11 protein-coding genes are annotated in these 12,798 nt (G+C 46.2%); 8 read left to right on the top strand and 3 right to left on the bottom strand.

The window, feature by feature from the left end; translation table 11 throughout:
- Positions 1-8: 8 nt before the first annotated feature.
- Positions 9-1,079 carry a glycosyltransferase WbsX family protein gene (locus BMW94_RS19770; RefSeq protein ID WP_091000658.1) on the top strand — a complete coding sequence of 357 codons (1,071 nt, stop codon included), beginning with the start codon at positions 9-11 and terminating at the stop codon, positions 1,077-1,079.
- A gap of 69 nt (positions 1,080-1,148) precedes the next feature.
- Here the strand turns inward: BMW94_RS19770 and BMW94_RS19765 are convergent, their stop codons facing one another.
- Entirely contained in the window at positions 1,149-1,979 is an 831-nt protein-coding gene (locus BMW94_RS19765; protein ID WP_254790308.1) for an AraC family transcriptional regulator, read from the bottom strand.
- Between the two features lie 130 nt (positions 1,980-2,109).
- Between BMW94_RS19765 and BMW94_RS19760 the strand changes: the two genes are divergently transcribed.
- Complete coding sequence (locus BMW94_RS19760) at positions 2,110-3,570, top strand: alpha-L-fucosidase (protein WP_368086927.1); 1,461 nt, start codon at positions 2,110-2,112, stop codon at positions 3,568-3,570.
- 78 nt (positions 3,571-3,648) lie between these two features.
- On the opposite strand, the gene BMW94_RS19755 is transcribed toward BMW94_RS19760, so the two are convergent.
- Positions 3,649-4,584 (bottom strand): carbohydrate deacetylase, encoded by a 936-nt coding sequence (locus BMW94_RS19755; protein ID WP_175480771.1) that lies wholly within the window; start codon positions 4,582-4,584, stop codon positions 3,649-3,651.
- A 258-nt stretch (positions 4,585-4,842) separates the two neighbouring features.
- Here BMW94_RS19755 and BMW94_RS19750 point away from each other — a divergent pair, with 258 nt between their 5' ends.
- The 5 genes from BMW94_RS19750 to BMW94_RS19730 all read left to right on the top strand — a co-directional run bounded on the left by BMW94_RS19750 (position 4,843) and on the right by BMW94_RS19730 (position 10,981).
- The gene (locus BMW94_RS19750) at positions 4,843-6,081 is read left to right on the top strand and encodes an RICIN domain-containing protein (protein WP_091000656.1); all 1,239 of its coding nucleotides are present in this window, start codon (positions 4,843-4,845) and stop codon (positions 6,079-6,081) included.
- Positions 6,082-6,292: 211 nt separating this feature from the next.
- Entirely contained in the window at positions 6,293-8,134 is a 1,842-nt protein-coding gene (locus BMW94_RS19745; RefSeq protein WP_091000655.1) for an exosporium glycoprotein BclB-related protein, read from the top strand.
- 145 nt (positions 8,135-8,279) lie between these two features.
- Positions 8,280-9,110, top strand: a complete 831-nt coding sequence (locus BMW94_RS19740; protein ID WP_091000654.1) for an AraC family transcriptional regulator — start codon at positions 8,280-8,282, stop codon at positions 9,108-9,110.
- 76 nt (positions 9,111-9,186) lie between these two features.
- Positions 9,187-10,416: a multidrug efflux MFS transporter gene (locus BMW94_RS19735; RefSeq protein ID WP_091000653.1), complete on the top strand. Its 1,230-nt coding sequence runs from the start codon at positions 9,187-9,189 to the stop codon at positions 10,414-10,416.
- Complete coding sequence (locus tag BMW94_RS19730; protein ID WP_091000652.1) at positions 10,388-10,981, top strand: hydrolase; 594 nt, start codon at positions 10,388-10,390, stop codon at positions 10,979-10,981. The genes BMW94_RS19735 and BMW94_RS19730 overlap by 29 nt, the downstream gene beginning before the upstream one ends.
- Positions 10,982-11,102: 121 nt before the next feature.
- Here BMW94_RS19730 and ytaF read toward each other — a convergent pair whose 3' ends face one another.
- Entirely contained in the window at positions 11,103-11,726 is a 624-nt protein-coding gene (gene ytaF, locus BMW94_RS19725) for a sporulation membrane protein YtaF (RefSeq protein WP_091000651.1), read from the bottom strand.
- Between the two features lie 171 nt (positions 11,727-11,897).
- Here ytaF and BMW94_RS19720 point away from each other — a divergent pair, with 171 nt between their 5' ends.
- A complete protein-coding gene (locus BMW94_RS19720) occupies positions 11,898-12,551 on the top strand; it encodes a DUF1232 domain-containing protein (RefSeq protein WP_254790306.1) in 654 nt (217 codons plus the stop codon).
- Positions 12,552-12,798 lie beyond the last annotated feature (247 nt).

Here is a 12,798-nt window from a genome sequence, read left to right as displayed (position 1 = left end):
AGTCCTGCTTGAAGCTTATTGCATTACACTTACCTCAATTTCATCGAATTGCGGAGAATGACAAGTGGTGGGGGGATGGCTTTACAGAATGGACCAATGTAAAAAAAACAATTCCCCTTTATCCAGGCCATCTGCAACCCAAAAAGCCATTGCATCAGAACTACTATGATTTAACGGACCCCAAGGTACGCAAATGGCAGGCTGACACGGCCAAAAATTACGGAATATACGGATTCTGTTATTATCACTACTGGTTTAAAGGAAAACGATTGCTTGAAAAGCCGTTTGATGAAATTTTGGATAGTGGGGAACCGGATTTCCCTTTTTGTTTATCATGGGCCAATGAAACGTGGACACGCAAATGGGATGGACGCGAATCGGATATTCTTATTTCGCAGGACTACGGAGAAGAGAGTGACTGGAAACAACATTTCGATTATCTGATCAGAGCGTTTAAGGACAAACGATACATTCGTGTAGAGGGAAAACCGCTATTTCTGATTTATCGTCCTGCAAGCATACCTCGATGTCAGGAAATGATTCATTATTGGCGTAGGCTTGCGATAGAACACGGGCTGGAGGGTATTCATTTTGTGCAGACGATCGGTGGATTTCCTACCTTTAATCGACCTGCCTTTGACGCAAGCATGGAATTTGAGCCCCACTATACGTTTGCACATGGTCATATGAATGGAATCTGGATTGAACTGGACATCAAGGGGAAGAAGCACATTGTGGTCGACTACGATAAAGTATGGTCATCCATTCTCGAAAGAACACCTCACCGAAACGGGGAAGTCGTATATCCTGGTGCATTTGTGAATTGGGACAATACACCGCGTCGGTCGGTTGAAGGACAGAGTACTGTAGGCGCAACACCTGAAAAATTCGGCTTGTATCTATCGCGACAGATGGAGAAAGCTCAGGAATTGAACGGCAGTGGCTTCCTGTTCGTTAACGCATGGAATGAGTGGGCGGAAGGAGCGTACCTTGAACCGGATGACGATTATGGGTACGCCTATTTGAGAGAGGTCAAAAGAGTGGTTGTGCAAGGCGCGGGAAACCGCAGCAAGATATGACAATGGAGTTCCCTTTGTGGGGCTCCATTTGCTTTTGGGCGAGTGAAATGATGTCATCTTTGTCGATGTTCAGACCATGATTTGTTTGCGGTACTCCGTTGGATTAAGACCTGTATGCTTTTTAAATTGCCTGGAGAAGTAATATAAGTCACTAAACCCAAGGTGCTCGGCAATTGCAGTGACTGTTTTTGGCGTACAGGTCAGAAGTTCTTTTGCCTTTTCCATTTTTTTGCTGGCAATGTAGTGCATGGGTGGAACACCGATGTGCTGTTTGAAGAAACGGATGAAATAATTGGGATGCATGTAGGCAATCTGAGCCAGATCGCGGACAGAAATACTTTCTTCAATATTGGAATCGATATAGGCCAGTATTGCAGATATTTTCTCCATAACAGGCACATTGTTATAACTAATCTGTTCCTGATCCAGATGCATAATGTAGTGGGACAACAACTCTATTAATTTGCTTTTTGCCATCATATGCGCATACACTTCACCGGATCGGGCGTAATTAAGAATGCTGTTGAATATTTCCTGGATCAGCTCGGGCCGATCCGATGAACAGAAGTGGGGGAAATTCAAAATTTGAAATAGGTTGATGCCTCCAACCTTCGCACTGAAATGACACCAGTATTTGAGAAAAGGACGATCACTGATGGCAGAGTAAGACTGCGTGACCCCCTCTGGCATCAAAAAAAGCTGTCCAGGTGCAGGATAATACTCTTGATCGCCGATCTTGAGCCAGCCCTCGCCCTCACAGATCAAATAAAATTTGCTGTAATCGGGTGTGTAATCGAGGTCCCGCCAATCCGTATCGCAGCGATTGAAGTTGACCATGAACAAATCAACCTGCAGATTGGACAGGTAGTTTGTGAGCAGTGTCTGATGATTCATGATCATGATCCTCATCTCCCTTACAAGGTTAGTATTGTCCAAGCAAAAGTTAATGTTCTGCATGTTTATCTGTTCAACCAGCTACTACAATACAAGTGCAGCCGATAACGGAAGGGATGAGAACCGAATGAGAACAATGCTGGACAAAAATGAATATTTGCAGCAGATCGACAAAACGATTGCCGAAGGTAAGTATAAGGACAACTGGAATTCACTTAGCGCATTCGAGGTTCCCGAGTGGTACAAGAACGCCAAGTTCGGTATTTTCATTCATTGGGGCCTTTACTCGATTCCTGCTTATGACAGTGAATGGTATTCACGAAATATGTATATCGAAGGCTCCAAAGCGTATGAACATCACCTTAGCGTTTATGGTCATCCCAAGGAGTTTGGCTATAAGGATTTCATTCCAATGTTCCGCGCCGAGAAGTTTGACGCAGACGAGTGGGCAACACTTTTCAAACAAGCCGGAGCCCGATATGTGATGCCTGTAGCCGAGCACCATGATGGCTTTCAAATGTACAAAAGCTCCATCTCTCACTATAACACAGTTGAAATGGGTCCAAAACGAGATCTGCTGGGGGAGATGAAGGTCGCGTACGAGAAGCAGGGACTTACCTTATGTGTCTCTTCACACCGTGCTGAACATTGGTTTTTTATGTCCCATGGGAAAAAATTTGATTCAGACGTTAAGGAGCCGCTCAGACGCGGTGATTTCTACTGGCCTGCCATGCCAGAACCAGATCATCAGGACTTATACGGCTCACCTCCAACGGATGAATATCTGGAAGATTGGCTGCTTCGTTGCTGTGAACTGGTGGATCAATACCAGCCGAGCGTTTTTTATTTTGACTGGTGGATCCAGACGGCAGCGTTCAAACCTTACTTGAAAAAGTTCAGCGCCTACTACTATAACAAAGGTGAAGAGTGGGGCATTCCGGTAGCGATTAACTACAAACATGATGCCTTTATGCTCGGCTGTGCCGTTCCCGATGTGGAGCGCGGACAATTCGCCGATCTGAAACCGTATTTCTGGCAAACGGATACGGCTGTCGCCAAAAATTCCTGGTGTTATACAGAAAACAACAACTATAAAACAGCGGATGAGATCATCAGGGACCTCGTGGATATTGTAAGCAAAAATGGCAGCCTGCTCCTGAATATTGGTCCAAAAGCAGATGGCAGCATCCCGGATGAAGACAGAGATATTTTGCTTGCCATAGGTCAATGGCTCGAAGTGAATGGCGAGGCAATTTATGACACGACCTTCTGGCGGACGTATGGGGAAGGGCCAACCGAGGTGAAGGAAGGACAGTTTACAGATGGCGAGACCAAGATTTTTACAAGTGAGGACATTCGTTTCACTGTCAAAGAAAGCTGCCTTTATGCCACGGTTATGGCCTACCCGGAGAACGGGATCGTTCATATTCGTTCGCTGAAGGAAAACTCTCATCATTTCCATGGACTGATCAGGGACATTCAGGTATTGGGCTTCGAGGAACAACCGGAATGGAGCAGGACGGAAGAGTCCTTGACGATAACGACAAGGAACGTGCAGAGTGGCTCACCCGTCGTATTTAAAATAGAGCTGGATTAAGAGACGAGATCAAAGGGCTATAACCAACAGCGATATGTACTGGTTATAGTCCTATTTTTTGTGCGATTCTGCAATGGATTACACTCGTTTGCGGGTTGAAGAAGATCGACGGAGCGTTCTTCGCTTTTTGGATAAACGATGTACCTTCGCCATACGCTGCCGCTTCAATAAGCGCTGTCGCAAATGACGAGGCCGTCTTTTTCCTACTGGTTTGAGAGGGGATGTCATTTGTATTGGTGGCAGTTCGCATGGTTCATTGGTAGTATCCATCACCGCTCTGTAGTTTATTGGCACAATGCCAAGCGCCTGGATCGTTCGGGCAACATCTTGATTAACAAACACGGCAAGCTCATGCTCGCGGATGTCCAGCCAGTTGGAAATTTCACGCAGGGCATCATCGACATATCCCGGATGACATACAATCTCGGTAATGCCATCGGGGAGTGTAGATACATGTTGAAGCAATCGCTGCAAACCCTCATGATCTCCATAAGTATCCAGCAGAATCGTATCTGTCATCCGGGGGGCTGGCATATCAGGGCTTGAATGCCGGACCTGAGATCTCCGAAGCGGGATGTTTTCCCGAACAGCTTTCTCGGCCATGATTTTGTATATGATGGAATCGTTTTGATGCAGCAGCTGATGGGAATCGAGATGTGTAGGGGAAATTGACGCTTGAGCCAAAACGTTCCATTGAGCATCGAGTTCTTTGGCAATATCAGCGAAGTCTCGTATGAATCCAGACTGGCCTTGATGAAAAGCACCGTCAGGATTCACCAAAGAAGGCACGATGGCCGGATCGGATACGGGTCTCCCGTAAGTCAGGTTAAAATGCAATCCGATTCCGAGGTCCGGCAGCGATCGGGCTAAACTCAGTGCATGATCAAAGCCCGGCATATTCACCATCATCGAAGTACTCGTAATTCCACCAGCCTGATATGCTTGAATAATCCCCTGATTAACGCCGGGCGACAGCCCGAAATCATCCGCATTAATGATTACTTGCTTGCTCATACCGCTTACTCCTTCCTCACGTTGAGAACAAACCATTTGCCATGTCCTTAATATATTAAAGGTCACAAGGTATGGACCGTTCATTCGCACAGGCCTGATAAAATACTTCAAATGCCGTCTTGTCCATGGAATATCCTGTTCGCTGTTAGAAATAATCCAGTTGCATACAGAATACATTTAATGTAAACGTTGTTACGGATTGAGAAAAATGGGGTATCCCCGTTCAGAATCAGTCCGTTAATATGGGGAGGGAAAAGATTGTTGAGAAAAAGAAAAATCGTAAGTACGCTGGTGCTGTTCAGTTTCCTAATCGCTTTACTGCCTGGCACGACGACAAACGCAGCGACCAATTGGAATCTGGTGTGGAGTGACGAATTCAATGGAAGTTCTCTGAATACGTCGAATTGGTCTGCAGAGATTGGTACCGGCAGCGGCGGATGGGGAAATAATGAATTGCAGTATTATACGAATCGCACCGAGAACCTGCAAGTTACAGGTGGCAATCTGGTCATCACTGCACGCAAAGAAAATTACAATGGCAGCAGCTATACCTCCGCACGAATCAAAACCCAAGGCTTGAAGGATTTTACTTACGGGAAAGTTGAAGCACGCATCAAGCTGCCGTCCGGTCAGGGGCTGTGGCCTGCTTTTTGGATGTTGGGAAGCAACATTAATTCCGTTGGCTGGCCTAAGAGCGGAGAGATCGACATTATGGAGCGGGTCAACAACAATGCTTTTGTAAACGGAACCGTGCACTGGGATGCTAACGGGCATGCCGATTATGGAAAGATATCGGAGAATCTTGATTTTTCCCAATTTCATGTATACAGCATCGAATGGGATTCCAAATATATAAGATGGTTTGTGGATGGCAAACAGTTCAATGAGTTTTACATCGAAAATGGAACAGGGAATACCGAGGAGTTCCAGCGTCCGTTTTTCCTCCTGTTGAATATGGCTGTGGGTGGGAATTGGCCTGGCAGCCCTAATAATGCGACACCTTTCCCGTCACAAATGCTGGTGGATTATGTGCGGGTATATCAAGCAGCGAGTACACCGAACATCGTCAGCGGGGGTCTTTATACGATCGGTTCCAAAGCCAGTGGTAAAGTGTTGGATATCGTGGATGTATCTACGGCAAGCGGAGCCAAAGTACAACAATGGACCAACTACACTGCGAGCAACCAAACGTTCAGGGTCGACAGCACAGGAGATGGTTTCTATAAACTCACGGCGGTTCACAGCGGAAAAGTTCTGGATGTGCCTAACTCAACAGCATCACCCGGCGTACAGCTCCAGCAATGGGACGATAACGGCTCTAACGCCCAAAGGTGGAGCATCCAGGATGCGGGTAACGGTTACTACAAAATCATTTCCAAGGTGAATGGATTGGCAGTAGATGTGTCGAGCTCTTCAACGGCAGATGGGGCTGCAATCCAACAATGGAATGATAACGGTACAGATGCACAGAGATGGTCGTTTAACAAATTGAACTGATCCATGTATTAGCTAATACATTTCAATATATAAGCGCTCTATTTACGAAAAAACATTCCGGTTGTGCAGTCTGGAATGTTTTTTATATGAATAATATCTATAAAAACAATCACGGAATCCGTTTTGGCTAATATATTGATCACATCAAACAAGTGACGTTCGCCCGATTGGTAATGAGTAAGACGGTTCACTAAGGAGGAGATCCCAAAGAATGAAACCAAAGAAACGTATAAGATTTGGTGGAAGCGGATTTAAAAAAGGTAGAGGAGAAGAACATCACAAGTGCTTTGAAAAAGAAGCCGAACTACTTCTCAAGTTGATTGGTGAGTTGAAAACAGCGATTATACAGGTCTTTGCCAATCCCACACCATCCAATATTTCATTTCTGATTGAGATACTGCGTAAATTGCTGGCACTGGTCCATCATTCGGATTTGAAACGGGGAACCAAGGCAGACCTTGAAGCAGCATTGGAGCTTACAATTGCTTCTGCAGAGGTCGTTCCATTTTCTCCGATCGCTGTAGGAACCAATTTGCAGCAATTGCTTGATTTGCTGCTGTCGGTCGTTTTACAGGGAAATATCACTTCCGCTGAGAAAGATCAGCTGGTCATTTTGATTCGGGCAACTGAAGTTGCCGTTACAACAGGTCTTCGAAATACAGACAGTCAGGGTCCAGCGGGACCCGCAGGTCCTCAGGGTGTACCTGGACCACAAGGGCCAGCGGGCGCTGCGGGTTCTCAGGGTGGAGTAGGTCCAGCAGGACCTATTGGTCCGGTCGGACCCGCCGGTACAGCGGGTACTCCAGGCGCTGCTGGCGCTCAGGGGCCAGCAGGTGCAGCCGGTCTGAACGGAGCGACGGGTGCAACCGGAGCCACGGGTGCAGCAGGTCCAGCAGGTGGGGCGACAGGAGCGACAGGATCTACAGGAGCGACAGGAACTGCTGGAGCGGCAGGTGTAACGGGAGCCACGGGTGATCCGGGCGTAACGGGAGCGACGGGCGATCCAGGCGTAACGGGAGCCACGGGTGATCCTGGTGTAACGGGAGCGACGGGCGATCCAGGTGTAACGGGAGCGACGGGCGATCCAGGCGTAACCGGAGCCACGGGAGATCCTGGTGTAACGGGAGCGACAGGCGATCCAGGCGTAACCGGAGCCACGGGAGATCCTGGTGTAACGGGAGCGACGGGTGATACAGGAGCAGCAGGTGCTATTGGCGTCACTGGTGTAACTGGAGCAACAGGAGTAGCCGGGGTCACTGGGGTGACAGGTGTAACTGGAGCAACAGGAGTAGCCGGGGTCACTGGGGTAACAGGTGTAACTGGAGCAACAGGAGTAGCCGGGGTCACTGGGGTAACAGGTGTAACTGGAGCAACAGGAGTAGCCGGGGTCACTGGGGTAACAGGTGTAACTGGAGCAACAGGAGTAGCCGGAGTTACTGGGGCGACCGGTGATACAGGAGCAACAGGAGCGACGGGATTGGCCGGAGTAACAGGCACCACTGGTGTTACTGGTGTAACGGGAGCAACAGGTTCGGGAGCCATCATTCCGTTTGCTTCTGGCGGACCAGCGATCCTGACAACGATTGCGGGTGGATTGGTAGGAACGGCAAGTCTCATTGGTTTTGGAAGTTCCGCCACCGGAATTGATGTCGTGGGTGGGCTCATTGATTTAACCGGAACGGCCCTGGGACCTCTTATCAACTTTGCATTCTCGGCTCCAAGGGATGGCGTTATCACTTCCCTCTCTGCATATTTCAGTACCACTGTTGCATTGAGCCTAATTGGTTCAACCGTAACCATTACGGCGCAATTATTCAGTTCACCGACGCCAAACAATTCTTTCTCGGCAGTTCCTGGAGCTGTTGTAACCTTAGCACCTCCATTGACAGGTATTATCGGACTGGGGACTATATCCAGCGGCATAACTACCGGTTTGGCCATTCCAGTTACTGCACAGACACAGTTGTTGCTCGTGTTCTCCGCAACTGCAGCCGGACTTACACTTATTAATACCGTAACTGGCTATGCAAGTGGTGGTTTGAATATTACTTGATTTACTTTGACGATCCAAAGAATAAATACAATCACGAAACAGGCTGCACTCCATAATGTATTGGAGTCAGCTTGTTTTTTTGTTCTTTTAGGTTTATCTTCGTCAGAAAGAGGATTGCAAGAACGATATGTGCGTGGAGGGAACTATGAATATAGAACAGCTTTTTTTCCATATTTTATACTGCAACTCAAGGAAACCGAATGAACTTCGAACATTTTCCAATAAAGGGGTGCGCACGCTTCAGCATCATGAACTCATTTTTATTACAGGCGGCAAAGCGGATTTTACCGTCGAGAGTAAAAGACATACCATTCAGGAAGGCGTTCTGATCTACCTTCAACCGGATGTGCCTCACTTGATAGAGATTGATCTTAACGATCCCATAAGTTTTTTTTCGGTTCACTTCAGTTATGTCCGGATCGAGCAGAATGACAATACATGGACTGTAAACAAGGACGTAGAGATGTTTCCCTTGCCCGCTGTCCAGCAATTACAGGATTATTATCAAGTGGATGAAGTATTTAAACATATGGTGGACACCTGGCATACAAAACTACCGGGTTATGAATTTAGCACCAAGTCTTTACTACAGCAATTAATTATCGCGATTGGCCAAAATATAAAAAAGCGACATCGTAATTATGCGACATCCTTGAAAGTGGAAAAGATCATCAACTATATGAATCAACATTTGCATCGTAAAGTCACCTTGACCCAACTATCTGAGCTGGTACAGTTATCAGCCCCGTATTTATCAAGAGCTTTCAAAGAGATTACCGGATACTCCATCATAGAATTTTTTAACAAACTGAAAATGGATAAGGCAAAAGAAATCATTTTGGAAGGAAACAACAAAGTTAAAGAGGTGGCGCAGGTACTCGGTTACACGGATGAGTTTTATTTCAGTAGGCTTTTTAAACAATTGGAAGGAATGAGTCCATCGGAATTTTACAGCAAAAATGTCCATGGAGTTTAACATAATGCATGGTGCATAGCCATTCTGATCGCTAAGATGAGGATATGATTCTGAAGCAGGAGGAAGGCTTGTTGATATGCCGCTGTGGAAAAGAAATTTGATTGTATGCTGGTTCGGAATGTTTGTGACCGGAGTTGGCATGAGTCAGATCGCACCGATTTTGCCGCTGTACATCAAGCAGCTTGGTGTGAATGATTCAGCAGCGATTGCCCAATTCTCTGGCATTGCCTTTGGCATCACCTTTGTGCTTTCCGCCATTTTCTCCCCCCTATGGGGAGCGGCTGCCGACCGATGGGGACGAAAACCGATGCTGCTTCGAGCCAGTTTGGGGATGGCTGTAGTGGTAGGTTGTATGGGGTTCTCAACAAATGTGTACATGCTCATTGGACTTCGGCTGCTACAGGGTGTCATCACAGGATATAGCACCGCCTGTACAACGCTGATAGCGACCCAAACCGAATCCAAACATGCGGGCTATGCTTTGGGAACACTTTCAACCGCCAACATCGCAGGTTCCTTGATCGGTCCGACAATTGGTGGATTCATAGAGGTAAATTGGGGGATCCAAAATTCGTTTTTTATAACGGGTGGGCTGATGATGATTGCCTTTATTACGACTGCTTTATTTGTGAAGGAATCGTTCACGCGAGAGGACAAGGTGGTGCTTGGTCTTAGGGAAGTATGGCGAAAAGTGCCCGAGAAAAGTTTGACGATTAACTTGTTTGTTACTTTTTTTGTACTCACTGTGGCCTTATATTCGGTGGAGCCTATCATTACCGTATATATTACGCAGCTTTCCGGTATCACTTCGCATGTTGCTCTATTGGCTGGAATCGTGTTCTCGGCATCAGGACTCGCCAATCTCATTGCTGCTCCAAGACTGGGTAAGCTTTCGGACCAAATAGGCGCACAGAAGGTCATATTGGTTGCTCTTTTAGCTGCCGGAATTCTCTTCATAGCACAGGCGTTTGTAACCAGTCCGTGGCAGTTAATGGGCTTGCGTTTCTTATTGGGATTGGCGGCAGCTGGGTTAATTCCTTCGGTGAATACTCTGATCAAAAAAATCACACCAGCTTCACTGACAGGTAGAATGTTTGGTTTTAACATGTCAGCAGGATATCTGGGTGTATTCGGCGGTGCTGTTTTAGGCGGACAAGTGGCTGCCTGGCTGGGAATACGATATGTGTTCTTGATTACCAGTGCATTGATATTGATCAATGCTGGCTGGGTGTATTTTAAGGTATACAAAAAACTTGAAACGAATGGGAGAGAAGATCATGGAAAACTTGAAAAAAGCAGAAGCTGAACAATTTTCAGCTGAAAAAACAGCGTTGGTTGTGATTGATTTGCAAAAGGGGATTGTGAATAGCCCGTTACAGGCTCCGCATACAGGCGAGCAGGTGGTGCAGAATGCGGCCAAGTTAGCACAGGCTTTCACGGAAAAGGGAGCCTTTGTCGTGCTTGTAAAAGTCTCGTCCGTTGATGGAAAAGACATGTTAAAACCAAAGACGGATATGGAACGGGCTACGATTCAGTTTAGCGCAGACTGGGATCAATTCGTGCCTGAAATGACTGCCCATACACCTTATCATACGGTTGCCAAGCGTCAATGGGGTGCTTTCTTCGGTACGGATCTGGACCTCCAGTTGCGGCGTCGGGGAATTGATACCATTGTATTATGTGGCGTATCCACGTCGATCGGCGTGGATACTACAGCCAGAGAAGCTTATCAGCATGGATATCAACAGATTTTTGTAGAAGATGCAATGACAGCTGCTACCAAAGAAGAACATGACTACGTTTGTAAAACCATTTTCCCCAGATTGGGTCGAATTCGCTCCAGTGAAGAAGTGGTTACGGCACTGAAGTAAGATAAGCCGGGTATATAACCCAGGATTCTGATAAGACAATAATCCATTAACAAAAGGTTTAACATGCTCAAAAAGGAGACATCTGATCAGATGTCTCCTTTTTGGAGTTTACCATAAATGATCAGAACAAATTGTTGGCTGCAATCAGCAATAAGAGAACCCCGCTGACAAGCGTTCCGAATTGTCCCAATGTGAATGAACCAATACGAACGTTAGCCGCTTTGGACCCCATCCACACACCAAACCATACGGTAACAAAACTGCCGATCGCTGCGGTAAGGGAAATATACAAGGGGGATAAGCCCATGAGCCCTGCGCTTAAGCCATTCGTCAGTGCGTTTGTCGAAAGGGCAACACCGAGAATCAATGCTTCCAGAACTCCAATATGATTCGATTTGTCCAAATCTATCCGTTCCGGATTTTGCAAAATAGACCCGATCCCGAGGGTTTGGGAATCGTTCTCATCGTGATCTTTCTTCTTGCGGGGAACAGATAACAAGATGATACGAAAACCGATAACGAGCAGGATAAATGTCCCCAGTAGGATAGGGAAAACGCCAGGAAGCACGACTGAAATCCATTTCCCGAACAAAATGCCTGAATAGCTGAATAATAAACAAACAACGGCAATCAAAAAATTCGAAAATAGGCTGATTCTGATTTTTCTGATCCCGTACGATAATCCGACACCCAGATTGTCAAGACTCGAAGAGACGGCCAAAGCAAGAATGAGCATCCACGCCATAAAATCACCTCATGATCTGTATTCTGCTCTTAATGTATGTCGTGTTGAGATTCATGTGCCCGTCCTTGAGAAAAATGCAACAAAACGCTGCTGATGAAGAAAGAATAAAGTAAACTTTCACCACATTGTCCCATATACTAGACTATCGATCATATCTCTGGAGGGATGCTGGTGAGAGCAAACGATCAAGCAAAGGATTGCCATATCGGAGATTTGATCAAGCCTCTGCTTGCCAGACGCTCTCTCTCGATGCGCAAATTCAGCACGCTTTGCGGAATGGACACGGCCACCATTTCTCGGATTCTGAACGGGAAGCAGCAACCGAAGCTCACCCATTTGCAGATTTTTTCCGAGCAGTTGGACGTTTCCCTGGATCATCTCATTGAAGCTGCCGGCTACAAAATCGATAACGCCAAAAGAGGGGCCGAGCGGGGTATTCTGGATTCGCTTGAATCGATCAAGACGGTCCTGCAACATACGAAATTATTTGACCTCGATGTGACAACAGAGCGGATAGAACAGGAAATGGTCAAGTACGAACAATATGCGCGTACGGATGAAGGGCATCGAATAATATGTAAGGAGTTTGATCTAAAAATTAATCAGATAAACGGTGCAGGACCGTTTATTGAACATTTGAAGGAAATGCATATTCAATACTGTGATGAGATTACACCCGATAACGATCGGTCGCTGATCGGCAGTGCATTGTTATATTTTATTTCGTCTGCGGATCTGATCCCGGACTATCTCTTTCCGATTGGTTATCTGGATGATGCCATCGTTGTGTATCTGGTGCTGGATCGTCTGAAACAACGCACATGACACGATTGGTTTGGAAGAACCCAAAAAGAACGGCGTGAAGTTTCTCGCGTCGTTCTTTTTGATGTCAGAATAATCAGACGTAGTTATAAAGAACTGTTTGAATCAATCAAAAATCCAGGGTGTTCGCATTTGCGAAAAACAGATGATTAACCGAGAGTCATTAGACTTAAGAAAGCATTATAAAGGCTTATTTTCTATATTTTTCTATAAAAGTGCTTGTATATCTCTTTTTATGACTCTATAATAT

Origin of the sequence: Paenibacillus sp. OK003, assembly GCF_900109515.1 — a bacterium.
Taxonomy (GTDB): domain Bacteria; phylum Bacillota; class Bacilli; order Paenibacillales; family Paenibacillaceae; genus Paenibacillus; species Paenibacillus marchantiae.
This window is presented reverse-complemented; position numbering and strand designations above follow the sequence as displayed.